Origin of the sequence: Streptomyces yangpuensis (assembly GCF_001005295.1) — a bacterium.
Lineage (GTDB): Bacteria > Actinomycetota > Actinomycetes > Streptomycetales > Streptomycetaceae > Streptomyces > Streptomyces yangpuensis.
This window is the reverse complement of record NZ_LBMK01000008.1, coordinates 164,956-189,586: the sequence shown is the minus strand read 5'-3', so window position 1 is coordinate 189,586 and position 24,631 is coordinate 164,956. Positions and strand designations below refer to the sequence as shown.

The 24,631-nt window shown below is 72.4% G+C and carries 22 protein-coding genes; 8 read left to right on the top strand and 14 right to left on the bottom strand.

Annotation, left to right across the window (positions count from 1 at the left end; translation table 11 throughout):
• The first annotated feature begins 222 nt into the window (after window positions 1-222).
• Window positions 223-444, top strand: a complete 222-nt coding sequence (locus tag AAT21_RS30025; protein WP_157879817.1) for a hypothetical protein — start codon at window positions 223-225, stop codon at window positions 442-444.
• 45 nt (window positions 445-489) lie between these two features.
• On the opposite strand, the gene AAT21_RS30020 is transcribed toward AAT21_RS30025, so the two are convergent.
• A complete protein-coding gene (locus AAT21_RS30020; protein ID WP_046780101.1) occupies window positions 490-936 on the bottom strand; it encodes a Fur family transcriptional regulator in 447 nt (148 codons plus the stop codon).
• Window positions 937-1,252: 316 nt separating this feature from the next.
• Between AAT21_RS30020 and katG the strand changes: the two genes are divergently transcribed.
• A complete protein-coding gene (gene katG / locus AAT21_RS30015; RefSeq protein ID WP_046780100.1) occupies window positions 1,253-3,442 on the top strand; it encodes a catalase/peroxidase HPI in 2,190 nt (729 codons plus the stop codon).
• Window positions 3,443-3,545: 103 nt separating this feature from the next.
• On the opposite strand, the gene AAT21_RS30010 is transcribed toward katG, so the two are convergent.
• From AAT21_RS30010 to AAT21_RS29990, 5 genes are all read right to left on the bottom strand, one after another.
• Window positions 3,546-4,100 (bottom strand): hypothetical protein, encoded by a 555-nt coding sequence (locus AAT21_RS30010; RefSeq protein WP_046780099.1) that lies wholly within the window; start codon window positions 4,098-4,100, stop codon window positions 3,546-3,548.
• 138 nt (window positions 4,101-4,238) lie between these two features.
• Window positions 4,239-4,868 carry a nucleoside/nucleotide kinase family protein gene (locus AAT21_RS30005; protein ID WP_046780098.1) on the bottom strand — a complete coding sequence of 210 codons (630 nt, stop codon included), beginning with the start codon at window positions 4,866-4,868 and terminating at the stop codon, window positions 4,239-4,241.
• A gap of 105 nt (window positions 4,869-4,973) precedes the next feature.
• A complete protein-coding gene (locus tag AAT21_RS30000) occupies window positions 4,974-5,387 on the bottom strand; it encodes an Ig domain-containing protein (protein ID WP_046780097.1) in 414 nt (137 codons plus the stop codon).
• A 167-nt stretch (window positions 5,388-5,554) separates the two neighbouring features.
• Window positions 5,555-6,385: a class I SAM-dependent methyltransferase gene (locus AAT21_RS29995; RefSeq protein ID WP_046780096.1), complete on the bottom strand. Its 831-nt coding sequence runs from the start codon at window positions 6,383-6,385 to the stop codon at window positions 5,555-5,557.
• A gap of 73 nt (window positions 6,386-6,458) precedes the next feature.
• Window positions 6,459-7,763, bottom strand: a complete 1,305-nt coding sequence (locus AAT21_RS29990) for an ROK family transcriptional regulator (RefSeq protein WP_046780095.1) — start codon at window positions 7,761-7,763, stop codon at window positions 6,459-6,461.
• 179 nt (window positions 7,764-7,942) lie between these two features.
• Between AAT21_RS29990 and AAT21_RS29985 the strand changes: the two genes are divergently transcribed.
• The gene (locus AAT21_RS29985) at window positions 7,943-9,322 is read left to right on the top strand and encodes a GH1 family beta-glucosidase (RefSeq protein WP_046780094.1); all 1,380 of its coding nucleotides are present in this window, start codon (window positions 7,943-7,945) and stop codon (window positions 9,320-9,322) included.
• A gap of 68 nt (window positions 9,323-9,390) precedes the next feature.
• On the opposite strand, the gene AAT21_RS29980 is transcribed toward AAT21_RS29985, so the two are convergent.
• The gene (locus AAT21_RS29980; protein WP_046780093.1) at window positions 9,391-11,571 is read right to left on the bottom strand and encodes a discoidin domain-containing protein; all 2,181 of its coding nucleotides are present in this window, start codon (window positions 11,569-11,571) and stop codon (window positions 9,391-9,393) included.
• Window positions 11,572-11,950: 379 nt separating this feature from the next.
• Window positions 11,951-12,964: a hypothetical protein gene (locus AAT21_RS29975; protein ID WP_052758056.1), complete on the bottom strand. Its 1,014-nt coding sequence runs from the start codon at window positions 12,962-12,964 to the stop codon at window positions 11,951-11,953.
• Window positions 12,965-13,304: 340 nt separating this feature from the next.
• Between AAT21_RS29975 and AAT21_RS29970 the strand changes: the two genes are divergently transcribed.
• Window positions 13,305-15,080, top strand: coding sequence for a serine/threonine-protein kinase (locus tag AAT21_RS29970; protein ID WP_046780092.1), 1,776 nt, complete (start codon window positions 13,305-13,307; stop codon window positions 15,078-15,080).
• A 43-nt stretch (window positions 15,081-15,123) separates the two neighbouring features.
• On the opposite strand, the gene AAT21_RS29965 is transcribed toward AAT21_RS29970, so the two are convergent.
• On the bottom strand, window positions 15,124-15,663 hold the full coding sequence (locus AAT21_RS29965) for a GNAT family N-acetyltransferase (protein WP_046780091.1): 540 nt from the start codon (window positions 15,661-15,663) through the stop codon (window positions 15,124-15,126).
• Between the two features lie 109 nt (window positions 15,664-15,772).
• Between AAT21_RS29965 and AAT21_RS29960 the strand changes: the two genes are divergently transcribed.
• Window positions 15,773-16,237 (top strand): hypothetical protein, encoded by a 465-nt coding sequence (locus tag AAT21_RS29960; protein ID WP_046780090.1) that lies wholly within the window; start codon window positions 15,773-15,775, stop codon window positions 16,235-16,237.
• A 116-nt stretch (window positions 16,238-16,353) separates the two neighbouring features.
• Here AAT21_RS29960 and AAT21_RS29955 read toward each other — a convergent pair whose 3' ends face one another.
• From AAT21_RS29955 to AAT21_RS29940, 4 genes are all read right to left on the bottom strand, one after another.
• Entirely contained in the window at window positions 16,354-17,037 is a 684-nt protein-coding gene (locus AAT21_RS29955; protein ID WP_107081429.1) for a DUF4360 domain-containing protein, read from the bottom strand.
• A gap of 48 nt (window positions 17,038-17,085) precedes the next feature.
• The gene (locus tag AAT21_RS29950) at window positions 17,086-17,730 is read right to left on the bottom strand and encodes a DUF4360 domain-containing protein (protein ID WP_046780089.1); all 645 of its coding nucleotides are present in this window, start codon (window positions 17,728-17,730) and stop codon (window positions 17,086-17,088) included.
• A gap of 740 nt (window positions 17,731-18,470) precedes the next feature.
• Entirely contained in the window at window positions 18,471-19,298 is an 828-nt protein-coding gene (locus AAT21_RS29945; RefSeq protein ID WP_079026049.1) for a hypothetical protein, read from the bottom strand.
• Window positions 19,299-19,368: 70 nt separating this feature from the next.
• The gene (locus tag AAT21_RS29940; protein ID WP_046780087.1) at window positions 19,369-19,776 is read right to left on the bottom strand and encodes an SgcJ/EcaC family oxidoreductase; all 408 of its coding nucleotides are present in this window, start codon (window positions 19,774-19,776) and stop codon (window positions 19,369-19,371) included.
• Between the two features lie 59 nt (window positions 19,777-19,835).
• Between AAT21_RS29940 and AAT21_RS29935 the strand changes: the two genes are divergently transcribed.
• Complete coding sequence (locus AAT21_RS29935) at window positions 19,836-20,375, top strand: flavoprotein (protein ID WP_046780086.1); 540 nt, start codon at window positions 19,836-19,838, stop codon at window positions 20,373-20,375.
• 323 nt (window positions 20,376-20,698) lie between these two features.
• Window positions 20,699-21,835 (top strand): pyridoxal phosphate-dependent decarboxylase family protein, encoded by a 1,137-nt coding sequence (locus AAT21_RS29930; RefSeq protein WP_235439285.1) that lies wholly within the window; start codon window positions 20,699-20,701, stop codon window positions 21,833-21,835.
• 57 nt (window positions 21,836-21,892) lie between these two features.
• Here AAT21_RS29930 and AAT21_RS29925 read toward each other — a convergent pair whose 3' ends face one another.
• Entirely contained in the window at window positions 21,893-22,246 is a 354-nt protein-coding gene (locus AAT21_RS29925) for a hypothetical protein (RefSeq protein WP_046780085.1), read from the bottom strand.
• A 268-nt stretch (window positions 22,247-22,514) separates the two neighbouring features.
• Here AAT21_RS29925 and AAT21_RS29920 point away from each other — a divergent pair, with 268 nt between their 5' ends.
• Window positions 22,515-24,617 (top strand): SpoIIE family protein phosphatase, encoded by a 2,103-nt coding sequence (locus AAT21_RS29920; RefSeq protein ID WP_052758054.1) that lies wholly within the window; start codon window positions 22,515-22,517, stop codon window positions 24,615-24,617.
• Window positions 24,618-24,631 lie beyond the last annotated feature (14 nt).

Sequence of the window (24,631 nt, the reverse complement as noted above, 5' to 3'; positions counted from 1 at the left end):
GGCGGAACTCCATGGGTCGAGTGGTGCTGCCGGATGCGCGGGAGGCGCGGACGATCACTCTGGCGCAATCCCGGCTCCGGTACGAGAGGGCCGGGCCCCCAGCCGCCTGTCGGCCGGACGGACGCTGACGTTCGGAGCGGCCGGACGGTGACGTTCGGAGCGGGCGGAACGGGGTAGGCGCCCTGTCCGGATCCGATGACCGACCGGACGGTGAGAACCGAGATGACCCAGTGCAAGATCCCCGACTACCGCACCGGCCACCGCGGCCGCCACTGGACGCATGCGCTGCGCAGCGCCCAGCGGGCCGGGGCCGTCGTCGTCACCGACGACACGCGGGAGCCGGTCACCTACGCCCATGACGGCACCGGTCCCGGCCGCTTCCGGCCGTGGATCACCGCAGCCGGCGACCGCTACGACAGCCGTGACGTCCACCCCGAGTGGTAGCCCCGCGCTGGTGCCAGGCCGTGGACGTACGGGTACCCGCCGTGGTCAGGCGTTCGTCGGCCCGGCCGGCCCGGCCGACGCGCCCGCGCAGGAAGGACACAGCCCGCGGTAGACGACCTCGGCCTCGGACACGGCGAAGCCGTAACGCTCCTGCACCGGCAGACCGGCCAGCGGGTCACCGGTCGGGTGCACGTCACGGATGAGGCCGCAACCGGAGCACACCAGGTGCTGGTGCGGGCGGTGCGCGTTGGGGTCGTAGCGCTTGGCCCGACCGTGCGCGGAGAGCTCGGCGACCTCGCCCAGGGCGACCATCTCGCCCAGGGTGTTGTAGACGCTGGCCCGCGAGATCTCCGGGAGGCGCCCGGCCGCGCGGGCGTGCACCTCGTCCGCCGTCAGGTGCACGTGCTCGCCGTCGAGGACCTCCGCGACGACACGCCGCTGGGACGTCATACGCCAGCCGCGCCCCCGCAGCCGCTCCAGCAGGTCACTCATTCGGCTCACCGGTTCTTGATCGTCGGGATAAAGGACAAGGACGTGGGCGGGCCCCGCCGCGACCAGAAAAGCGAGGTACAGATTACCGGCAGGGAACTGCCTCCGGCGCTTTCCACAGGGGCGGAGCGATAACGATGATCGTACGATCTCCGCCTTTCCCTCCATTCCCGGGCGGGCGGCATACCGGTAATGCTGGTTGGGCGAGCGCGCCCTGCGTGTTCTCTCAGCCCCGCGGTCCGCGGTGCGCGACCATACGGACGCCGTCAAGAGCGAGCAGCCAGCAGATGGAAGCACCGAGACAGGAAGAAGGACGGACGTGTCCGGCAGCGAAAGCGAGAACCCCGCAATCCCCTCCCCGACCCCGGCGCCCACTCGTCCCAGGACGAACCGGGACTGGTGGCCGAACCAGTTGGACCTTCAGGTTCTCCACCAGAACTCGCCCCAGGCCAATCCGATGGGCGAGGACTTCAACTACGCGGAAGAGTTCGCGACCCTGGACGTCGACGCGCTGAAGCGGGACGTCTTCGAGGTGATGACGACCTCGCAGGACTGGTGGCCCGCCGACTACGGCCACTACGGGCCGCTCTTCATCCGGATGAGCTGGCACGCCGCGGGCACCTACCGCACCGCGGACGGCCGTGGCGGCGGCGGTTCCGGCGCACAGCGTTTCGCGCCCCTCAACAGCTGGCCGGACAACGCGAGTCTGGACAAGGCGCGCCGACTGCTCTGGCCGGTCAAGCAGAAGTACGGCCGGAAGATCTCCTGGGCCGACCTGCTGGTCTTCGCAGGCAACTGCGCAATGGAGTCGATGGGGTTCAAGACTTTCGGATTCGGATTCGGCCGGGAGGACATCTGGGAGCCCGAGGAAGTCTTCTGGGGACCCGAGGACACCTGGCTCGGCGACGAGCGCTACAGCGGTGACCGTGAACTCACCGGGCCTTTCGGAGCCGTGCAGATGGGATTGATCTACGTCAATCCCGAGGGCCCCAACGGAAATCCGGATCCGATCGCCGCGGCCAAGGACATTCGCGAGACGTTCGGGCGCATGGCGATGAACGACGAGGAGACGGTCGCCCTCATCGTCGGCGGCCACACCTTCGGCAAGTGCCACGGCGCGGTCGATCCCGAGTACGTCGGTCCGGAGCCGGAGGCCGCTCCGCTGACGCAGCTGGGCCTCGGCTGGCACAACTCGTACGGAAGCGGCAAGGGCGTCGACACGATCACCAGCGGGCTCGAGGGAGCCTGGACGACCGAGCCGACGAAGTGGGACAACGGCTACCTGGACAACCTGTTGGCCTACGACTGGGAGTTGACGACAAGCCCGGCCGGGGCGCAGCAGTGGACGCCCAAGGACGCCTCGGCCCAGGGGACGGTGCCGGACGCTCACGATCCGTCGAAGCGGCACGCCCCGATGATGCTGACGACGGACCTGGCGCTGAAGCTGGATCCGGTCTACGCGCCGATCTCGAAGAGCTTCCACGAGAACCCGGACAAGCTCGCCGAGGCGTTCGCCAAGGCCTGGTACAAGCTGCTGCACCGTGACATGGGGCCGATCTCGCGGTACCTGGGGCCATGGATCCCCGCACCGCAGCTGTGGCAGGACCCCGTTCCGGCGGTCGACCACGAGCTGGTGTCGGCCGGGGACGTGGCCGCCCTCAAGGGCCGGATCCTCGCCTCGGGGCTGACCGTCTCCCAGCTGGTGACCACGGCTTGGGCGTCGGCGGCGAGCTTCCGCGGCACCGACAAGCGCGGCGGGGCGAACGGGGCCCGGATCCGGCTCGCGCCGCAGAAGGACTGGGAGGTCAACGACCTGCCCGAGGTGGCCGAAGTGGTGCAGACCCTTGAGGGGATCCAGCGCGACTTCAACGGTTCGCAGGACGGCGGGACGAAGGTTTCGCTCGCCGACCTGATCGTCCTCGGCGGGTGCGCGGCGATCGAGCAGGCCGCGAAGAACGCGGGGCACGACATCACGGTCCCGTTCGCCCCCGGGCGTACGGACGCCACGCAGGAGCAGACGGACGTGGACTCGTTCGCCGTGCTCGAACCGCGGGCCGACGGGTTCCGCAACTACTTCCCGGCGGGCGAGAAGCTGTCTCCGGAGACCCTGCTGCTCGACCGTGCGAGCATGCTGGACCTGACGGCGCCCGAGATGACGGTACTGGTCGGTGGCATGCGGGCCCTGAACACCGGATTCCGGCAGTCCCGGCACGGCGTGTTCACCGACCGGCCGGAGACCCTGACGAACGACTTCTTCGTCAACCTGCTGGACATGGGGACCCGGTGGACGGCGTCGGCCACGGACGAGAACGTCTTCGAGGGCCGCAGCGGCGGCAACGGCGAGCCGAAGTGGACCGCCACCGCCGTGGACCTCGTCTTCGGTTCGAACTCCCAGCTCCGGGCCATCGCGGAGGTCTACGCGTCCAAGGACGCGCGGGAGAAGTTCGTCCGTGACTTCGTGGCGGCCTGGGACAAGGTCATGACCCTCGACAGGTTCGACCTGGCCTGACGCGGCCGTCCCGGCCGGCTGCTCGTGGCGGCCGGCCGGGACGTGGCACGGTGTGCCGGACAGCGTCGCAGACGGTGCGCCGGACAGCGTGTCGAAGGGTGTGTCAGAGGGAGCTCTTCGACGCGCTGGAGACGACGCACTCCTTGTACTCGCTGCCGTTGCCCTTGCCGGTGTACGGCGTGGTGGCCTCGGTCTGCTGGGACGCACCCGCCTTGACCTTGAGACCGGTCACCCTGGCCTGGGCCGCGACCGCGCTCGACCCGGCGGCCGGGTTGAACTTCATGGTGATGCTGTAGGTCTGGTCCAGCGAACCGCTGTTGGTGACGGTGAGGCGGGCGACCAGGTTCTTGCCGGTGCCGTCCAGCTTGCAGCTGTCGATCTTGATGTCGCGCTCGGCCTTGTCCCTGCTGGAACCGCCGGTGGTAGTGGTGCCACCGGAGCTGCTGCTCGTACCGCTGGTGCCGCTGGTGCTGTCGCTGCCGCTGGCGCTGCCGCTGTCGCTTCCGCTGCTGGAGCCACCGCTGCTGCTGCCGCCGGAGCTGCTGGAGCTGGAGTGACTGCTGCCGCCGCAGCTGGCCCCGTTGGAACCGCGGGCACCGGTGAGCGCGACGATGGCGATACCGAAGACGGCTATCGCACGGACATGACGAAACTTCACGTTCTACCCCGTTGGAATGTCAGGAACCGAAACGGCTCGCCTTGACGAGCACACGTCACCCTAACAGCGGATTCGGACAACCCCATTCCGCCACGCCGGAGCACCCGCACGGGTGCGCGGGCCACCGTTCCGGCCCGGTCAGCCAGGGTCGAGGACGAGGTCGGCGCGGTGGCGGCCGACGGCGATGAGGCGGGCGTTCGCCTCGTCGGAGCGGGCCACCCAGACGCGCGCGAGGGCGGGTTCCCTGCCGTGGCGCACGTGCCGTTCGACCAGGCGCCGCACCCGTGTCTCCTCGTCCGGGGCGCAGTACCAGGCCTCGTCCAGCAGCGGCCGCACCGCGGCCCACTCGCCCGCGTCGTGCAGCAGGTAGTTGCCCTCGGTGATCACCAGCGGGACGTCGGGGGGAACGGGGATGCTGCCCGCGATCGGCTCCTCCAGGGTCCGGTCGAACGCGGGCGCGTAGACCGTGACTCCGCCGGATCCGGCGGAGTCACGCAGGCGGGCCAGCAGGTGCACGTACCCGGCCGCGTCGAAGGTGTCCGGGGCGCCCTTGCGGTCGGCCCGCCCCAGCCGGTCGAGCTCGGCCCCGGCGAGGTGGAAGCCGTCCATGGGCACGACCACGGCCGTCCGCGGGCCGAGCGCCTCGGCCAGCCGGGCGGCCAGGGTCGACTTCCCGGCGCCTGGCGGCCCGGCCACGCCGAGAATCGACCGACCGCCGCGGCGGGCCAGCCCGGCCGCCCTCTCCACCAGCTCCGTGGTCGTCTGCACGTGCGTATCCTGCCCGAGGCCCTGCCGTCGAAGCAGGGCCAGGCCGTTCGACGACAGGGCCCAGGACCGGGCGGGCGCGGAGGGGCGGGCCGGGCCGGCCCGGGGTCAGCAGCGGGGGCAGGCGTCGCGGATGACGCGCCAGGTGAAGCTGGTCGAGGCGGTGGCGCCGGTGGCGTCCCGGACGGTGACGGTGACGGTGCGGGTTCCGCTGCCGCGCACGACGCCCGAGATCAGGCCGGTCGAAGGGTTGATCGTCGTGCCGAGGTGCAGGTTCGAGGCGGACCACGTGTACGGCGTCACGCCGCCGGCGGCCGTCATCTGCAGGCGGACCGGGTCCCACTGGAGGTTGACCTGGCCACCGGGGTTGGCCACGACCGGTGCGGCGGCAACATCGGTGGCCACGGCGACGGTTGCGGTCTGCGAGGCGGCGAGGGCCGGGCCGGCCGGTGCGACCAGGAGGGCCGCCAGGCCGATGGTCAGGGCCGCCAGTCTGCGCGGGTTGCGTAAGGCTGTGCTCAACAGGACCTCCGAACTCGTCGGGTGTCGCGGCGGATTCCGGTACGAGTCCCGGACGCCATCAACTCCCGTATTGGGTATGTCTGTTCGAGGTGCGATGGGGCGTCGGAATCATAGGCGGCCCCGCCCCCGGCGTCGATGCCCCCGCACCACCCGATCGCGGACAGGGCCTAGGAGGCCGGTTTCCAGCCCCAGGCCGTGAGCATGCCGGGCGACAGGCCGGTACAGGCGGGGGAGGCCAGGTACCGTACGGCTTCGTCGAGTTGTCCGTCGTCGACGAGACCGGTCGCCACCATGGCCGCGCGGGCCCGCTCCCAGGTGTCGGCCCAGAACCTGCTGATCGGGCTCCCCGGCAGGAGGGGCGGTACGTGGATCTCGGCCGCCACGGATTCCAGCCCGGCCGCCCGCAGCAGTTCGGGGTGGCGGGGCACCTGTGAGACGTCCGTACCGATGGTGTCGCGCAGTCCCCGCCACATGGCCCGCATGGCGCGGGTGTACGGCGTGCCGGGCGCGGATTCCGTGGTCAGGTCGACGGCGTCGCTGACGACCAGTACGCCGCCGGGGGCGAGGAGCCGGCTCAGTGCGGCGACCATGCGCTGCGGGGAGGGCAGGTGCATGAGCACGAACCGGGCGTGGACGAGCCGGAAGGGGCCCGGGGCGAAGTCGTCGGCGGTGACGTCCGCCTGGAGCACGGTCAGTCCGGTCACGGGCCGCGCGGCGAGGAACCGGACGTCGCGGTCCACGGCGAGGACCTCCGCGACGCCGGCCTCCGCCAGCAGGCGGCGGGCGATCGTGCCCGTGCCCGCCCCCACGTCCAGGCAGGTCCAGCCGGGCCCCACCCCGAGCGCGCGCAGCCGGGTCATGGTGGTGTCGTCGTAGGTGAGGGCTCCGAGGTCGATCCGGTCGCCCTCGCCGCCCTGGTCCGGCCGGAAGACCCGCTCGCCGTAGCGCCCCTCGCCCGGGGATCCGGCACCCTCAGACGACAGCCCTGTGTCAGCCATGGGGCAATTGTCCCCTCGATCGGCCGTGCGCGCGTGGCGTCGCGCCCGGCCGGGTCCAGGAGGGGTCTCGCCCTCAGGCTCCGCCGGCCCGGGTGGACAGCGCGGTGCGCCAGGCCGGGGGTTCGGCGACGGGCTCCGGGGCGGCGCGGCGGCCGCCGGCGGCGAAGAAGGCGGACAGCGGGAGCGTGGCCGCGCCGACCGTGACCGCGTCCGTTCCCAGCGCGCCGAGGCCCACCGTGACCCGTCCGGCCGGGTGGCGCAGGGAGTAGCGGCTCACGTAGTCCCGGACCGAGGGCAGGAGGTACGGGCCGAGCAGCAGCCCCGCCCAGCCGCCGATCAGGATCCGCTCCGGCTGGAACAGGTTGACCAGGTCCGACAGGCCCGCACCCAGGTACTCCGCCGTCTCCTCCAGGAGGTCGACGGCCACCGGGTCCGCCGCGCGCGCCGCCGCGAGCAGTGCGCAGAGCGCCGCCTCCTCGTCCACGGCCCCGGGCCGCGCGGGGCCGCCGCCGCGCTCGGCCCACCGGGCCAGCAGCGCCTCCGCGCCCGTATAGGCCTCCAGACAGCCGAGCGCGCCGCAGCGGCAGCGCCGGCCGCGCACCGAGACGGTCAGGTGGCCCCATTCCAGTGGTGTGCCTCCGGTGGTTCCGCCGTCCGGTGAGCCGTCGGTGATCAGGCTCGCGCCGACGCCGGAGCCGAAGAGCACGACGACCGCGTTCCTGGCGCCCCGCCCGGCGCCGAACCACATCTCCGCCTGGCCCAGGGTCCGCGCGCCGTTGTCGATGAGGTACGGGACCTCCGCGGGCAGCGCCGCGGTGGCCCGCAGCAGCCGCTCCAGGGGGACCGCGTCCCAGCCGATGGTCTGGCCGTGCACCACGGATCCGCCGGGCGCGTCGTGGTCGACGATGCCGGGTACGCCGACGCCGACGCCCAGCAGCCGGTCCGCGCCGACACCCGCGTCGGCCAGCACGGTGGCGATTCCGGCCGCGACATGGTCGACGACCGGGCCGACGTCGTAGCAGCCGCGGGGCAGCAACGGTATCTCGGTACGGGCGAGTTCGGTCAGGGCGAGGTCGAACAGCTCGACGCGGACCCGGGTCTCGCCGACGTCGACGCCGATCATGTACGCGCTGCCGGGGCGGACGCGCAGCAGGGTGCGGGGCCTGCCACCGTCGGAGTCGACGATCCCGGCCTCCTCCAACAGCCCGTCCGCGACGAGTTCGCCGACGACGTTGCTGACCGACCCGGAGCTCAGCCCGGTGACCGGCCCGAGTTCCTGGCGGCTCATCGGGCCCCCGAAGTACAGCCGCTGCAGCACGGCACTGCGATTGCCGCGCCGCAGGTCCCGTACCGTGCGTCCGCCACGCCCTGTGGTCATCTGGCCCCTTCCACCGTCACGTCCGCGTGACTCCGCTCGCAACATACCCCTGCCCCACCCCTTGACGCGACCCTTTCACACCGCTTAACTCACGTTCTAAATTAAGGCCTGGACCAACCCCGCCGAACATTCCTTCTGCAGAAGTACCTGGTGGCCGGACTCACGGCAGGAGCCGTCACATGACCCTCCCTGAAAGCCTTCCCACGACCGGCGGGGACGCCGTCGACGTGGGCGCGCTGCCCCGCGACTTCCTCTGGGGCACCGCCACCTCCGCCTACCAGATCGAGGGCGCCGTCGCCGAGGACGGCCGGTCTCCCTCCATCTGGGACACCTTCTCCCGCGTGCCCGGAGCCGTCGACGGCGGCCACACCGGCGACACCGCCTGCGACCACTACCACCGCTGGCCCGAGGACATCGCCCTGATGCGGGAGCTGGGCACCAACGCCTACCGGCTCTCCGTAGCCTGGCCGCGCGTCGTCCCCGGCGGTGACGGCCCGGTCAACGCCAAGGGGCTGGACTTCTACGACCGCCTCGTCGACGGCCTCCTCGCGGCCGGCATCCAGCCCTCCGTCACCCTCTACCACTGGGACCTGCCGCAGGTCCTGCAGGACCGCGGGGGCTGGCCGGTGCGCGACACCGCCGAGCACTTCGCCGCGTACGCGGGGCTCGTAGCCGCCCGCCTCGGCGACCGCGTCACCCAGTGGGCCACCCTCAACGAGCCGCTGTGCTCCGCCTGGATCGGGCACCTGGAGGGCCGGATGGCTCCCGGCCTGACCGATCTGGCCGCCGCCGTACGCGCCTCCTACCACCTCCTGCTCGGCCACGGCCTCGCCTCCGGCGCCGTCCGCGCGGCGGCTCCGGGCGCCCGGATCGGCATCGTCAACAACCTCTCCACCGTCGAGCCCGCCACCCCCAGGGACGCCGACCTCGATGCCGCCCGGCGCATGGACGGGCACGTCAACCGCTGGTGGCTCGACCCGGTCCACGGCCGGGGGTTCCCCGCCGACATGCGCGAGGTCTACCGGGTCGGCCTCCCCGAGCGGGCGGGCGACCTCGACGTCATCGCCGCTCACCTGGACTGGATCGGGCTCAACTACTACTTCCCGCAGGTCGTCACCGCCGACCCGGACGGCCCCGCTCCGTACGCCCGTCAGGTGGCCCGCCCCGGGGTCCGGCGCACCGGCATGGACTGGGAGGTCGACGCCGGCGGTCTGGAGACCCTGATCATGCGCCTGCACCTGGAGTACGGAGCCGGGCCCGTCCACATCACCGAGAACGGCTCCGCCTACCCCGACACCGTCGCCTCCGACGGCACCGTCCACGACCCCGAGCGGGCCGCCTACCTCACCGCCCACCTCGCCGCCTGCGCCCGTGCCGCCCGCAGGGGCGCGCCCGTCGCCGGGTACTACGCCTGGTCCCTGCTGGACAACTTCGAATGGGCCTACGGCTACGACAAGCGCTTCGGCCTGGTCCACGTCGACTACGCCACCCAGCGGCGCACGGTCAAGTCGAGCGGCCGCCGGTACGCCGGGATCATCGCCGCCCACCGGGACCGCTGACCGGGGCGGCGTGACGCGGGTACCGCGGGGCGGCTGGTGCCGCCCCGCAGTCCGTGGGCCGACGAGGGTCAGGGGAAGGAGAGAAGGGTGGAGGGGACGGTCGAGGTGCCCGAGGTCGGGGCGCCGATACTGTTGATCACATGCTCGTACTGGCCGTTGCCGCCAAGCGAGACCACCAGCAGGTCGTGGAACTTCACGCCCGGCTTGACCGGGGCCTGGAAACCGTGTTCCTGACGGATGGCCGGATCGACGTTGTAGTAGCAGTAGCTGCCCAGTCCCCATCCCTCGTGGACCTCGACCGAGTCGGCCACCTGGTAGGCCGCGTAGCCCTTGATCGAGCCGTTCTGGATCGCCGCCTGGTTGGGCGCGTCGTACGCCTTCTCGTTCTGGAAGAAGATCGTCCGGCCGCGTTCGCCGTTCCACTGCACGTCGTACTTGTTGAAGTGCTCCACGAACAGGCCGGTGGCGAGTACGTCGTCGCCGTTGACGCGGAAGCCGTAGTCGGAGCGGTTGGTCTCCCAGCCGACCCCGTCGCCGTGGTCGGCCCGCCAGATCCAGGTGTGGTCGACGATCGTGTCGTGGTTGTTGACGACCATGCCGACCGTGGCCCTGCCCGGGCCGGCCCCGCCGACGCGGATGAAGACATCCTGCACGGTGGTCGGGTCGGCGGCATGGTCGGTGGTGGTTCCGGCGGGACCGATCTCCAGCAGCGAGGGCGAGTTGACGGGACCGGCGTCGATCAGGAAGCCGGCCAGCCGCACCCCGTCGACGTCCCCGACCTTCATGGCGGTCACCCCGTTGTCCGGGATGATGGTGGCGAGTCCGAGGCCCAGGACCACCGTGCCGGGCCGGTTCACCTCGATGGTCCGGTCGACGTGGTAGACGCCGGGGGTGAACAGCAGGTGCAGGCCCTGGGCCAGCGCCCGGTTGATCGTCGTGGCGCTCGCGCCCGGCTTGACCACGTAGAACTGGCTGAGCGGGACGGAACTGCCCAGCGGGGCGGCGCCGTTGCCCCAGGAGGTGCCGCGCGCGTTGACCCGCTTGGCGGGCACGAACACCTTGTAGTCGTTGCCGTCGAGGTACAGGAAGGGCTTCTCGCGGGAGACCGGGGTGGTGTCGAGGGTGGTGTACGGCGGGTTCGGGAAGCCCTGGGCCGGTGCGCCCTGGGTGCCGGAGAAGACCTGGTTCCAGACACCGTTGGACCAGCCGCCGATCGAGCTGTCGCGGGTGTACCACTGCTGCTGCGAGTAGTTGCCCACCTGGCCGTCGATCCTGGAGTCGGCGATGTAGCCGCCGGAGGCCCATCCGTAGCCGTTCGGCGCGAGGTTGAGGCCGCCCTTGACGTGCATCCGGCGGAACGGCGCGGCCTGGGAGACGGCCCAGCGGTCGGTGCCGTTGACGGGGTTGAGGGCGAGGTTCTCGGCGGAGCGCCAGAAGTTCTGGGTGGCGTTGCCGTTGAACCAGCCCGCGTCGACGGTCACGTCACCGTTGATGGTGGTGTCGTCGGGGCTCAGCCCGAGGCCGGAGATGGCGGTGTAGAAGCCGATCTGGGCGTTCAGGCCGTGGTAGGTGCCGGGCTTGAAGAGGAACTGGTAGCGGCCGGACCCGAACTGCGCGGACTCCTGCAGCTGGAAGACCTGGTCGAGCCTGGCCTGGATGCCGGGGGTGGAGGGGTCGAAGACGATCACGTTGGGGCCGAGGTCTCCGCCGCCGGGGAGGGCCGGCCCGGTGTCCGTGGTCCCGTACACCTGGAACTCCCAGAGCGAGTAGCCCCAGGCGGTGGCGCGCTGGGTGCCGTACACCCGCACATGGCGGGCGGTGCCGGTGATGTCGAGGGTCTGCACGCCGCCGGGCCCGGCGCTGGTGGAGTAGGCGGTGGTCCAGTCGGTGCCGTTCTCGGACAGCTCGATCCGGTAGGCGCGCGCGTGGGCGGTCTCCCAGCGGAGCACCACCTGACTGAGCCGGGCGGTGGAGCCGAGGTCGACCTGTATCCACTGGGGGTCGGCGAACTGGCTGGACCAGCGGGTGCCGTTGTCGCCGTCGACGGCGGCCGAGGCGGGGGTGCCGGCGCCCTCGGTGCTGGAGGCGGTGGCGGGCCTGCCCTGCGAGAGCAGGACGGGCGCCGCCTGGGCGGTGGTGCTGCCGGGCAGCAGCACGAGGAGGGCGGCGACGAGTGCGGCGGCGAGAGTCACCGCGAGGGAGGGCCCGGGGCGCGGGAGACGCGTGCGGCCTGTGGGGGTGAGGGGCATGCGAAGTGCTCCTGACGTCGTGGATCCGGGGGGATCGAAGCGTGAGTGAACTGCTCGCCGGAAAGCCCGTCAAGGGCTCCTGCGTTCACGAAACGAAGACCGGACAGTGCGTCAGATGCGCGGCAGGGCTGTGAACTCGGGGTTTCTTCAATCCTTGTGAAAAGTGTTGACGAAAAAAGCTGCCGTCGTTGTACTGGCGATGCCGCCGGACCCCCGCGCTTGATCCTGTCGACGCCCGCGGTCGGGCTATCGGCTTCAGACTTCAGGAAGTGACCCTGGAAAGACAGGGTGAGGCCTTATGTGTTCGATGTTTTACGCCGCCCCGGCCGGTGGGCCGGGGCGGTCATCCTGCCTGCGGAGCAGGGTCTGTCAGGTCAGGTCAGGTCTGGTCAGGGGCCGGGGCGGCGGCCGGCGGCGGGGTGGGGCCGGCCGGGGCCGAGGCCGGGACCGCTGCGGCGATCAGGGACTCCGCGAGGTTCTCCTTGCGTATCCGCAGGTCGACGTAGAGCAGCGCGGTGACCAGCGGCGGGAAGCCGAACTGGAAGAGCCCGCTGACCAGGACGCCGGCGAGGATGCAGAGCACGTACACGCCGAGTCCGACGACCGCCACCTCCGGATCCGGGTCCCCTTCGCCCGACTGCATCACGCTCGGCAGGAACGCGGCCATGCCGACGAAGCCGAAGGGCATCTGGATGGCGTAGCCCACGGCCCCCGCCACGAGGTATCCCAGCATGGTGATGCCGAACACGCGCCACCAGCCGTCCTTGACCAGGCGGGAGGAGCGCCGCAGCGCGGCGACGGTACCGAGCCCCTCGCACACCGCGGCGGCGGGCGCCAGGCTGAGGCGCGTGGCCAGCCAGACCGTTACGGGCAGGCAGAACAGGACGGCCAGGAGCACCAGGAACAGGGCGGCTGGCGGGCCGGATCCGTCGACGGACATGATGACCAGCGGGATGCCGACCGCGTAGACGAGGAGCATCGGCGCGCCCGCGATCAGCCCGGCGAGCAGTACGGTGCCGAGCACCGCGGGCAGCCGGGACCAGCAGCGGCGCCACATCGCACCGAACGTCGTGGAACGGCCGAGCACGGCCTCCTGGACCACGGCCGGGCCCAGTGCGCTGATCAGCCCCGCGCCCACGGTCACCGTGACCAGCAGGAGCACTCCGACCGGTACGAAGGCGAGGAGCAGGCCCATCACGTCCTCGTCGGCGGCGCTCTCGCCCGGCCCGAGGTCGAAGACGTTGGTCAGCCGGTCGTGCGCGACCGCGACGGCGATGCCGGTCGCGGCGGCCACCAGCAGGATCCCCATGGCCTGTACGGCGAACATGATGCCGACCAGGGGCTTCCAGTACTGACGGAAGGCAGAGAACGCCCCGCCGAGTATGTCGCCCACGCTGAGCGGTTGAAGCGGTATGACGCCCGGTGTCGGCGCCGACGGCGGCACCCAGCCGCCTCCCCATGGCGGCACCGGCTGTCCCGGGTGCTGTGCCCACCCCGTGTTCTGCGACATCTGTGTGTTCCCCCTCGGATGAAAGGGACACGGTAACCCGCGGCGGGCCGCGGCCGTGCACGGGCCCCGGGCCACCGTCGCCGCCTCCCGCGCAGGTCAGCCCCTTCGGAACCGCCACCGCACCGTGCGCACCGCGCGCTCCCGAACCCACCGGACGCGCCTTCGCCGACTCGGATAGGGTGCGGTGCGCACCGATCGGGCGGTACTGGGGAGCGGCAGGGTGATGAACGGTCAGCAGCCGGGCGGCGACAGGGCAGCGGCGCATTTCGAACCCCTCGGTCCCGACGACCCGACGACCGTGGCCGGTTACCGGCTCGGCGCCCGGCTCGGCGCCGGCGGCATGGGCAAGGTGTACCTCTCCCACACCCCCGGGGGCCGCCCCGTCGCGATCAAGGTGATCCGGCCCGAGTTCGCCGAAGACCCGGAGTTCCGCCGTAGGTTCGCCCAGGAGATCCGCTCGGCGCAGCGCGTCCAGGGCCTGTACACCGCACCCGTCATCGACGCGGACACCGACGGTCCGCGCCCCTGGCTGGCCACCGCCTACGTGCCGGGGCCCTCCCTCGCCGCCGCCGTGTCCGCGCACGGCACGCTGCCCGTGGAGACCGTGCTGCTGCTGGTCGCCGGGATCGCCGAGGCGCTCCAGGTGATCCACGGCGCGGGCATCGTGCACCGCGACCTGAAGCCGTCGAACGTCCTGCTCGCCTCCGACGGCCCGCGCGTCATCGACTTCGGGATCGCCCACGCCGCCGACGCGACCTCCCTGACCGGCAGCGGGGTCTTCGTCGGTACGCCCTCGTTCATGGCGCCCGAGCAGGCGTCCGGGCGGGACGTGGGACCGGCCACCGACGTCTTCGCGCTCGGTCTGATCGCCGCGTACGCCGCCGTCGGCGCGCCCCCGTTCGGCGAGGGGCCCTCCCACGGGGTGCTCTACCGCATCGTGCACGAGGAGCCCGAACTGTCGGGGGTTCCGCCGCGGCTGTCCGAGCTCGTCACCCGCTGCCTCGCCAAGGACCCGGCGGCCCGTCCGTCCGTCGCCGAGGTCATCGCGCTGTGCCGGACCGCGAACGACGCCACCACGCTGCGGCGCCCCGAGGACTGGCTGCCGGCGGCGGTCACCGCGGAGATCTCGGCGCGGTCCGCCGCGCCCGCTCCGGATCTCACGCCGCCGCCTCCGACGCACCCGCCGACGACGCCGTCCACGGCGCCCGGCGGGGCGGCGGCGTACGCGCCGACGACACCGTCCACGCCGCGACCGCCCGCTCCCCCGGCGGCCGCGCCGCGGACACCGTCCGCTCCGCAGCCGGCCCACCCGGCCGTGAGCCCGTACGCGCCCACGCAGTTCGGCGCGGCCGCGCCGCAGTCCGCGGCGCCGTTGCCGTTCCAGCCGCAGCACACACAGCACACACAGCAGACGACGGGGCCACGGGCCGGCAGGCGGGGGCCGGCCGTGCTGGCCGCGGTCCTGGCGCTCGCGGTCGTCGGCGGTGCGGCCGTGTACGGGCTGACCAAGGGCAAGGACACCGGCTCGGGCTCCGGCTCCGGCTCCGGCTCCGGCGCTTCGCCGTCCGCTTCCGGTGGCACCGGCGGCGCCCGCCCCGACCCGGCGCCCGCCGACCACAAGGGCGTCAACCTCACGGCGGGGTACCACCTCACCCTGGGCGAGGAGCCGTTGCGCCCGCAGAAGGGCGAGGACGGCGGGTACGAGCTGTCGTACGACACGGGCGGCTATCTCGACGCCGAGGGCCGGGGCGGCAGCATGGTCCTCCTGGACCCTGGTCAGGAGGGGTCCCTGGCCACCTGCCGCACCGAGACCCGCTTCACGCAGAACGTGTACGTCGACAAGCTGGGCACGGGCCGCCAGATCTGCCTGACCACCGGCACCGGGCACCTCGGCCTGATCACGGTGCGCGGCATCTCGCCGGAGGACTCCCCGAGCACCTACCTCACGCTGGACGTGACGGTCTGGCGCAACGGCGCGGCGGGCGCCCCCTCCCGCTGACGAACCGGACAGGTCGTCGTCACGCGGCCGTTCAGGCGGCCGTTCAGGCGGCCGTTCCCCGTGACGTGCGGTAGACGACGCTCGGGCGCAGCGGGCCGTCGGGCACGGTGAGGTCGTCGAAGTCGTCGGCGGGGTCACGGGTCATCCCGATTCGGCGCATGACCGCCTGGGAGCGCAGGTTGGCGGCCGTGGTCACCGCGAGGATCTCCGGCAGCGCGAGGGTTTCGAAACCGAAGGCCACGACCGCGCGGGCGGCCTCCGTGGCGAAGCCGTGCCCCCAGGCCGAGCGGGCCAGCCGCCAGCCGGCCTCCACCCCGGTGAACGGCATGTCCTCGTCCACCGGGTCCAGACCGGTGAAGCCGATGAACTCGCCGGTGTCCCGCACCTCGACCGCCCACCAGCCCCAGCCGCGCTGCTCGATGGCGGCCCGGAACCGGGCCGCGGACGCCTCGCTCTGCTGACGGGTGAGGACGCCGTCGAAATGTTCGCGGACTTCGGGATCGGCGTTCATCGCCGCCCAGGGGGCCAGGTCGGACTCCCGCCATTGGCGCAGGACAAGGCGTTCGGTTCGCAGTTCGGACATCCCGTCAAACTATCCGATCACGTTCCAACCGACCATGTTCCACGGGACCGGAGGGAACCTCGACGTCCCGTTCGCACTCTCACGGGGCGTACCCCGGAAGGAGGCTGTCATGAACACAGGTACCAGCAGCGCGCGCCCGAGGCGCCCGTGGCAGATCGAGGCGGCGTGGGCGCTCACGCTGGCGGCCGTGTCGGCCGAGGTTCTGGTGTGGGTGCTGGGGGTGTTCGTGGTGGCGCCCACCGGTCTGGACGAACTGACCGAGCATGCCGGGCGCGGCAGCGCAATCACCCAACTCGCCTTGTCGGGAGGGGTGCTGGCCGTCTTCGTGGCCGGCTGGCTGGCCGTGGCGGCGCAGATGCGGGCCGGACGCGGCTGGGCCCGTGTGGTGCTGACCGTCGTGGGAGCGGCGTTCCTGCTCCTCCGAGTCGCCGACTTCGGCATGGACGGGGTCGACCCGGTGTGGTGGGGTGTCGTGAACGCCCTGCCCGATCTGCTGGCCGCGGCCGCCGTCGTCCCTATGTACCTGCCCGAGGCCCGCGCCTACTTCCCGGTGCGGGCGCGGCGCGCCGCCTGAGCACGGCCTACGACGGCGTGGCCGGAGGTCTCGCACCCGGCGAGACCTCCGGCGACGACGGGCCGTCGGGCTCGTCGGGCCCGACTGACCAGCCCGACGAGCCCGACGCGCGCGTCCTAGTGCGAACGCGGCCGGGGTGCCGGACAGGCCTGCCAGGCGAGGTGGTAGAGCGTGCTCACGCTCGCGTCGGTGGAGTCCATGGTCATAAAGCTGGTGGCGGTCTGCGGATTGGACGTTCCGGCGTTCACGCGCAGCTCGGTGTTGATGTTGAAATTGCGTTTCTCGCCACACGGCGCCCAGACGAGATCCGCGTACTCCGTCCTGTCGGTCGCCTGCCAGTTGTCATTGAGCGGGCCGTTGAACTGATGGGTGCGCTGGGCGGTCTGCGGCATTCCCTGGAAGTAGTAGCTCGCCTTCTCCTGGCCCCAGGCTCCCGGTTGGAGGAATGCGAATCCCCGGTAGTCGGCCTGGACAATGGCATAGGTGAATCCCGAGGGTACGTGGACCCGCAGATTGAGCTGGCAGTTCTTGCGGAATCCGGTCGGCGGCGCGCCGGGCCCGACCTGCGCAAGGTAGTCACTGTAGGTGACGGTGAAGGCCGTGTTGTCGGGCGCCACGGCCACTTCGGCGGTGCCCTCCCGACAGCCGGACCCGTTCACCGTGGCGAGTTCGATCACGATCTTGTCGGGCGGTGCGGTGATCTGCGGGGTCGGGCCGGCGGCTCCGGCCGGGGACGCCGTGACGATCAGCGCCGCAGCCGCGGCACCGGTGAACAGGGTGCGGGGCAGGGAAGGGGACATCGTTGTCACTCCTGACCGTGAAGTGCTGGTTCCGGGGCTCACGCCGTGTCAGACCGCGGGACATTCCTTCCACGCGAAGTGGTAGACCGTGCTGACACTGCCGTCCGTGGAGTCCATGCTCATGAAGCTCAGAGCCTGCGGGCTCGATGTTCCGGCGTACACGCGCAGTTCGCTGTTGACGTTGAGGTTGCGCTCCTCGCCGCACGGCGCCCAGACCAGGTCTGCGTACTCCGTCTGGTCGCTCGCCTGCCAGTTGTCGGAGTAGGGGCCGTTGAACTGGTGGGTCCTGCGGGTGGTCTGAGCCATGCCCTGGAAGTAGTAGTTGGCGCGCTCCTGGCCGTAGGCCCCGCGCTGGAGGTGGGCGTAACCGCGGTAGTCCGCCCGGGCGATGGCGTAGGTGAAGCCCTGCGGCACGTGGATCTGGAGGGCGAGCTGGCAGTTCTTGCGGAAGTCGGTTCCGCCGGAGCCGGCGCCGGTCTGGGCGAGGTAGTCGCTGTACGTGACCGTGAACGAGGTGTTGTCGGAGGCGGCGGCGACGCTCGCCGTGCCCTGGGGACATCCCGAACCGTTCACGCCGACGACGTCGACCGTGATTCTCCCGGGAGGATACGTGGCGTTGTGGGCCTGTGCGGGCATCGCCAGGGTGGACAACGCCACCACCGCTGCACCGACGGTCAGTCTGCGGAGCAACATCCTTGTTTCTCCATTCATCGGGGGCCGCCGATCGAATTTCGGCATGGACATGCCACCACGGGCCCGCCTGCGGCGAAAGGACGGGATACGGACAACCGCCCCTGGGCGGTGCGCGCACCCGCTCACTGGCCGAATGCCGCCACGGCGGCGAGGCCCCGGATTCCACCCCGCCCGGCCCCCGGACGTCCCCACGCAGGTCGGACGGCAGCGCCACGGTCCGACCCCGCGGCCACTCACCACAAGGCACCACTCCCCCAACTTGGCCGGACCCGGCGCGCCGCCCGCCCCGCCCCACCGCTCGGCAGGGCACGCGCCCCGACCACCCCGGTCCGAAAGCGGTGCGGGCCCGCCCGGCCGACAGCAGGCCCCCGGGCCGCCACCCCGGTACCGCGCTCCGGGCCGGCCGACCGCGGCCCCTGGACCCGGGTCCGGCCGGACCCTGTCGCCGGGGCGGCGGCCGGCCGTGGTATCTGGACGGCTACCGGTACCGGGCGCCGGCCGGTGCGGCGGAGCCGTCGCGGCAGGGGCGGCCTGCGGGACCTGCCTCCCTCCGCGGCATCTGCGGTATCCACCGGGGCTTTGAATCCGGACAGCCGGCACCTTCTCGAAGTCCGCGCTCCGTGGGCTCGAACGGGTTCTCGACGGCCCCTGCGCATGTGGCGCCACGCCGCCCGCCACGGGCTCGGCCTGTGCAGCCTGGCCGTGCACCTGGGCTGATTCGCTCCGCCGCCCCGGGCAGGTCAGCGGCCTGCGGCCTTACGGGCCGCCGCGCGGGCCGCCTTGGCCTCCCGTACGGCTTCCCGGTGGCGCCGGTCGGCGGCCGCCGCCGCGGCGGCGAGGCCTTCGCGTTCCTCCCGGACTCGCTCCAGCCGCGCCTCCAGCAGGCCGATCTCCTCGTCGAGCGCCCCGAGTCCGGTGCGGGCCTGCGCCCGCTCCGCCTCCGCCCGGGCAAGCGCCTCTTCGGCGAGTTCGGCCTCCCGCCGCGTCCGCTCGGCCTCCCCCGAATCCGCCTCCGGCTCCGGCTCCGCCTCCCGCTCCCGTTCCGCCTCGGCCATCGGCGGCCGCGGCTCCGCGCCCGGTGCGGGTGCCACGTCGGCGAAGCCCACTGCCGAGGGCGGCGCCTTCGCCAGTACGCCCCGTACCCAGGCCTGGGCGGCCTCGGGATCGGCGAGGACGCTGCGGAGGATCTGCTCGACCTCCCGCTGGACCGCAGCGGACAGGTCCTGCCCCGCTTCACCGGCCAGCCGACGGGCCTCGCCGGCCATCGCGGCGATCACCACGTGCTGCTGGTGGGACAGCTTGCGCAGCTCCTCCCCCGACAGTGTCCGGTGCGCCTCGCGCAGCCCCTCCCCCAGCTCCAGCAGGCGCCCCGCCTGATCCGCGTCGGCGCGGGCGAGCCGGTTCGCGGCCCACACCGCCAGCGTCGGCTTGCGCAGGGCGGCGATGCCCTTCGCCTCGGCGCGCCGCCCCGCCTTGCGCGCGGCGGCCGCGTGAGCGTCCCGGGCAGCGGTGAACTCCTCCGGCCTGAGCCCGTACAGCTCGGCTGCCACCGCGTCGATGTCGGCCACAGCACCACTGTCCCCCACCTGCGGGGCTGGAGCGACAGGGCACGGATCCACGCCCCGGCTCGCCCCCGGCTCAGGCCGGGTCCCGCACCACCTGGGTGTTCTGGCAGGCGGTCAGCAGCCACGGCCCGTCCGCCTCCCGCGTCATCACGTACAGCGGCGCGCCCTCACCGCCGTCGGGCGCGTGGTAGACCTGGCGCACCTTCACCGCCGCGACGTCCGGCCGCAGGAACTGCACGTGGACGACCTCGTAGGTGACCTCCCCGTCCCAGTTCGCCCCGGGCAGCACGGCACGAGTGAATTCGGCTATCTCCTCGAAGCCGATGAGGACCCTGCCGTGTGCCGTCGTCCACAGGGCGTCGGGGTGGAACAGGGCCAGGAAACCCTCGGCGTCCTTGGCCCGCTGGGTGCGTTCGACCGTGGCGACGACCTCTTCGATCGCCTTGATGTCGGCGGCCGTGGCCGCGTGCTCGATGTCCATGGGCTCGATCCTGCTCCCTCAACCGCACTTGAGGTCAAGCGATATGATCATAATGCGGCATGACCATGAAGACCCTCTATCTGCTCTGCTCCGCCGCCCCACCCGTGTTCGACGTCGCCCATGTCGTCGAAGACGCCCAGGCCCGCGGCTGGAACGTGTGCCTCGGACTCACCCCCACCGCCGCGCACTGGCTCGCCGGGAGCCTCGACGGGCTCGCCGCCCTCACCGGCCACCCCGTGCTCTGGCAGTACCAGCTCCCGGGCGAACCTGAGCAGTGGCCGGCCGCCGACGCGATCCTCTACGCCCCCGCCACCTTCAACACGGTCAACGCGTGGGCCCTCGGCCTCACCGACCGGCTGACCGTCGGCCTCGCCGCCGAGGCCCTCGGCAACGGCACTCCCGTCACCGCCATCTCCTGCACCAACAGCGCGCTCGCCGCGCATCCGCAGTACGACATCTCCCTCGCCACCCTGCGCAACGCCGGGGTCCGGCTCCTCCCGCACGACAACACCCCCGCCGAAACCCCGGTCCCCTTCCCCTGGGCCACGGCCCTGGGCGCCCTCGACCCCGTCCTCGCCCCCGCCCCCGTCCAGCACTGAGCGGGCGGGCCGCCGAGAGGACGGAGGACGGAGGGTACGGGCCGCGGCTTGCGCGGCCACGGCTCCTGTCCCATAGTCCGAGGTATGGACGCGCGCGAGGCCGCGCTCCGGCGGGCGCACGGCCATGCCGTCCGGTGGCTCGCGAGCCTGTCCGAACGGCGGGTTCCCGCACGCGCTTCGGTCGAGGAGATCGTGCGCGCGCTCGGTACCGAGCTGCCCGACGCCCCCGCNCCCCCGCCGCTCCGGCCGATGTCGTCGATCTGCTGGCCGCCGCGTGCGAGCCGGGACTGACCGCCTTCCCGAGCGGCCGCTTCTACGGGTTCGTGGTCGGTGGTACGGAGCCTGCCGCGCTGGCCGCGGACTGGCTGGTCAGCGCCTGGGACCAGAACTCCGTGATGCGGGCCGCCTCGCCCGCGTACGCGGCTGCGGAAGAGGTCGCCGGCGCCTGGCTGCTCGATCTGCTCGGTCTGCCCGACGACAGCGCCGTCGGCTTCACCACCGGTGCCACGATGGCGAACTTCACCTGCCTCGCCGCCGCGCGCGACGAGCTGCTGCGTCGCGCCGGCCGGAACGTCGCCCGGGACGGGCTGGTCGGTGGTCCGCCCGTACGGGCCGTCGCCGGCGAGGACCGGCACATGGCCGTGGACCTGGCGCTGCGTTACCTGGGGCTCGGCGCCCCGGCCCTGGTGAAGGCGGACGGTCAGGGACGCATGGTGCCGGAGGACCTGCGGCGCGTCCTGGCAGCGGGCGGAGAAGGCCCGGCCATCGTGATCCTGCAGGCCGGGGACATCCACTCCGGTGCCTTCGACCCCTTCACCGAGACGGTCCGCGCCGCCCGTGAGGCGGGCGCGTGGGTGCACGTCGACGGAGCATTCGGGCTGTGGGCGGCCGCCTCGCCGCGCCATGCGCACCTGACGGCCGGCTGCGCGGACGCCGACTCGTGGGCGACGGACGCCCACAAGACCCTGAACGTGCCCTACGACTGCGGTCTCGCCGTCGTGCGTGACCCGTCCGCGCTGCGGGCGGCGATGGGCCAGCGCGGCGACTACCTCATCCAGCACGAACACGGGGACCCCGTCGACAAGGTGCCCGAACTCTCCCGGCGCGGCCGGGCCTTCACCGTGTGGGCGGCGCTCAGGTCCCTCGGCCGCTCCGGCGTGGCCGAACTCGTCGACCGGCTGTGCCGGCACGCTTGCGCCTTCGCCGACGGCATCGCCGGAATCGGCGGTGCCCGGGTACTCAACGAGGTGGTGTTCACCCAAGTGTGCGCGGAGTTCGGCGACGACGAACGCACCGAGCGGGTTCTCACCCGGCTCCTCGACGACGGCACGACATGGATCAGCGGCTCCACCTGGCACGGCCGGCGCGTCATGCGTATCTCGGTGAGCAACTGGTCCACGAACGAGCACGACGTGACGCGCGCCCTGGACGCGATCCGCCGCGCCACCACCGGCCTCTGAGTCCGACTGCCCGTCTCCTCCGTCGCGGCCCTCGCCTCGCTGTCGGCGCCGGTCGCGTCAGTGGACGACGCTGAAGCTGCGCCAGGGGTTGGTCCTGGGGGCCGTCACGTTCGACAGGGTCGTCGCCACGTAGATGCCGTTGTTCGGATCGTTCGTCTGCCTGCAGTCGTGGTTCTGGTACAGGATGACGTCGACGAGGGTGTTGTTCTCGACGTGGGTGGCCCCGTCCGGGATGGCGATCCGGTGGCAGCCCGTGACGAGGGTGTTGTTGTAGTTGATCTCAACCGGCGAGTCGTGGCCGCGGAAGCTGAGCTGGCCGACGGTGGTCCGCCCCAGACCCGAGCAAGCGGTTGCGCCGAGCAGCAGCGCTGCGGCCCCCGCGATGATGCCGATACGTCGCCTCTGGGACATGGTGCGGTCCTCGTCTGTGCGGTGGTTCGGTCCTTGCCCACAGCGTGGCCCGGGGTGGCGCGCATGGCCTGCTGTGCTCGGCCGACCGGATGAACGGGGCGTTCGGGCCGGCCACCGCGGGCCGCTCGCCTGCACACGCCGACGCCGCACCGCGGACGCCGGGTCCGGGTACAGGGTCCGGGTACGGGGTCCGGCGGCCGGGGGGCGCCGCCGGTCGCTCGGAGCGAGGATGAAGGTGATGGAGGGGCCCGGAAGGAGCGGGTGCGGGATGCATGAGGAGATGCCGCTCGAGGACCTGATCAGCGGCGCGGCCCAGAACGCCGGCGGGTGGCTGGGCGCCCTGCCGGTGGCGCTCGTGGCCACGAGCGGTGACGGCACGATCGTGCGCTGGAACCACGGGGCGCAGGAGCTGCTGGGCTACGGCCCGCCGCAGGTCCTCGGACGGCACATCGCCGATCTTCTCCACCCCGGCGCCGACCGCAGTCTGGGCCGGTCTCTGTGGGAGACGGCCGCCACCGGCCGCGGGGTGATGGGCACGGTGACCGCCTGGCATCGCAACGGCCACCCGCTGGAGCTGGAGATCTGGGCCTGCCCCGTACCCGACCGGCGGCACGGCGCCTCGGCGGTGCTGGTGTTCGCCGCGGACGCGCACGCGGCGCGCCGGATCCGTGGCTCCTCGGCGGTGTGGGACGGCCTGTTCGCCCGCTCGCCCGTGGGGATCGCCGTACTCGACACGCAGCTGCGGTTCCTCCAGGTCAATCCGGCGCTGGAGGCGATGAACGGGCTGGCGGAGTCCGCCCACGTGGGCCGGCGGCTCGCCGAGGTGCTGCCGGAGGTGAACGCGGGCGAGATGGAGGAGGCCATGCGGCAGGTCCTGGCGACCGGCGAGCCGGTGCTCAACCGCCGGCGCACCGGCCGGACCCCCGCGGACCCGGACCACGACCACGTGTGGGCGTGCAGTTACGTACGGGTGGAGGACCCGGCCGGCCGGCCGATCGGCGTGATCGCCTCCCTGCTCGACATCACCTCGCAGCAGCGCGACCACACCGAGGCCGAGGCCGGGCGCCGCCGGCTCGCCCTGCTCACCGAGGCCAGCTCCCGGATCGGCGCCAGCCTCGACCTGGAACGCACCGCGCAGGAGCTGGCCGACCTGGCCGTCCCGCACCTCGCCAGTGCCGTCACCGTCGACGTGCTGGACTCGCTGGCGCGCGGCAACGAGCCGGGCATGGGGCTGACCGGGGGTGTGGCGCTGCGCCGTCTGGGCAAGGCCCCGCTGACGGGATCCGCGGTCACGCAGATCCTCGCCCCGCTGGGCCGGACCCTCACCTTCCCCGCGACCGCGCCGTACACCCAGGCGCTCGCGGCCCGTCAGCCCTTCCTGATCGCCCACCTCGACTCCATGGCGGCCGCCTCGGCCTCCCGGCACACCCCGAAGCCCGCCCAGCTCGTCGAGACGGGCGTGCATTCGTTCATGATGGTCCCGCTGGTGGCGCGCGGGCTGGTCCTCGGTGTGGCCTCCTTCTACCGCACACGGCCCTTCGAGCCCTTCGGCTCCGACGACGTCACTCTCGCCGGGGAGCTCGCCGCCCGGGCCGCCATCAGCATCGACAACGCCCGTCTCTACCACCACGAGCACGAGACCGCCGTCGTGCTGCAGCGCAGCATGCTGCCGCAGCACGTCACCCCGCCGCCCGGCATCGAGATCGCCCACCGCTACCTGCCGGCCAGCGACGTCAACGAGGTCGGCGGGGACTGGTACGACGTCGTCCCCCTCGCCGGCGGGAGGGCGGGCCTGCTCATGGGGGACGTGATGGGGCACGGCATCGCGGCCGCCGCGGTGATGGGGCGCCTCTCCGCGACCGTCCGGGCGCTGGCGCGCCTCGACATGCCGCCCACGGCGCTGCTCCAGCAGCTGGAGGCGACCCTAGCCGACCTCGCGGAGCCGATGCTGGCCACGTTCCTGTACGTGGTCTGCGACCCGGCGACCGGCCGCTGCACGATCACCCGGGCCGGTCACCCGCCGCCGGCCGTGGCCGAGCCCGACGGCACCGTCTACCTGGTCAAGACCCCGCCCGGGGCCCCGCTGGGTGTCGGCGGGGTCACCTTCACCACCACCGACCTCACGCTCCCGGCGGGCAGCCTGCTGGTGCTCTACACGGACGGCCTGATCGAGGCCCGCAACCGCGACATCGACGAGCGGCTGGGCGAGCTGACCGGCCTGCTCACCGAGCCCCTCCAGCCGCTCGACCACCTGTGCGACTCGCTGATCGCCCACCTCGTCCCGGCGTCCGCCGACGACGACATCGCCCTCCTGACCGCCCGTGTCGGTATGAACCACCCGAACGGTACGCACCACCTGAACGGCCGTTGAGTCCCGTGGGCCGG

What these genes read in the sequence shown, in the direction of transcription:
- AAT21_RS29920 (WP_052758054.1), top strand. Translation starts at nt 22,515, where the DNA reads ATGCATGAGGAGATGCCGCTCGAGGACCTGATCAGCGGCGCGGCCCAG.
- AAT21_RS29965 (WP_046780091.1), bottom strand. Translation starts at nt 15,663, where the DNA reads ATGTCCGAACTGCGAACCGAACGCCTTGTCCTGCGCCAATGGCGGGAG.
- AAT21_RS29935 (WP_046780086.1), top strand. Translation starts at nt 19,836, where the DNA reads ATGACCATGAAGACCCTCTATCTGCTCTGCTCCGCCGCCCCACCCGTG.
- AAT21_RS29950 (WP_046780089.1), bottom strand. Translation starts at nt 17,730, where the DNA reads ATGTTGCTCCGCAGACTGACCGTCGGTGCAGCGGTGGTGGCGTTGTCC.
- AAT21_RS29960 (WP_046780090.1), top strand. Translation starts at nt 15,773, where the DNA reads ATGAACACAGGTACCAGCAGCGCGCGCCCGAGGCGCCCGTGGCAGATC.
- AAT21_RS30025 (WP_157879817.1), top strand. Translation starts at nt 223, where the DNA reads ATGACCCAGTGCAAGATCCCCGACTACCGCACCGGCCACCGCGGCCGC.
- AAT21_RS29940 (WP_046780087.1), bottom strand. Translation starts at nt 19,776, where the DNA reads ATGGACATCGAGCACGCGGCCACGGCCGCCGACATCAAGGCGATCGAA.
- AAT21_RS29970 (WP_046780092.1), top strand. Translation starts at nt 13,305, where the DNA reads ATGAACGGTCAGCAGCCGGGCGGCGACAGGGCAGCGGCGCATTTCGAA.
- AAT21_RS29990 (WP_046780095.1), bottom strand. Translation starts at nt 7,763, where the DNA reads ATGACCACAGGGCGTGGCGGACGCACGGTACGGGACCTGCGGCGCGGC.
- AAT21_RS29980 (WP_046780093.1), bottom strand. Translation starts at nt 11,571, where the DNA reads ATGCCCCTCACCCCCACAGGCCGCACGCGTCTCCCGCGCCCCGGGCCC.
- AAT21_RS29925 (WP_046780085.1), bottom strand. Translation starts at nt 22,246, where the DNA reads ATGTCCCAGAGGCGACGTATCGGCATCATCGCGGGGGCCGCAGCGCTG.
- AAT21_RS30020 (WP_046780101.1), bottom strand. Translation starts at nt 936, where the DNA reads ATGAGTGACCTGCTGGAGCGGCTGCGGGGGCGCGGCTGGCGTATGACG.
- AAT21_RS29955 (WP_107081429.1), bottom strand. Translation starts at nt 17,037, where the DNA reads ATGTCCCCTTCCCTGCCCCGCACCCTGTTCACCGGTGCCGCGGCTGCG.
- AAT21_RS29985 (WP_046780094.1), top strand. Translation starts at nt 7,943, where the DNA reads ATGACCCTCCCTGAAAGCCTTCCCACGACCGGCGGGGACGCCGTCGAC.
- AAT21_RS29995 (WP_046780096.1), bottom strand. Translation starts at nt 6,385, where the DNA reads ATGGCTGACACAGGGCTGTCGTCTGAGGGTGCCGGATCCCCGGGCGAG.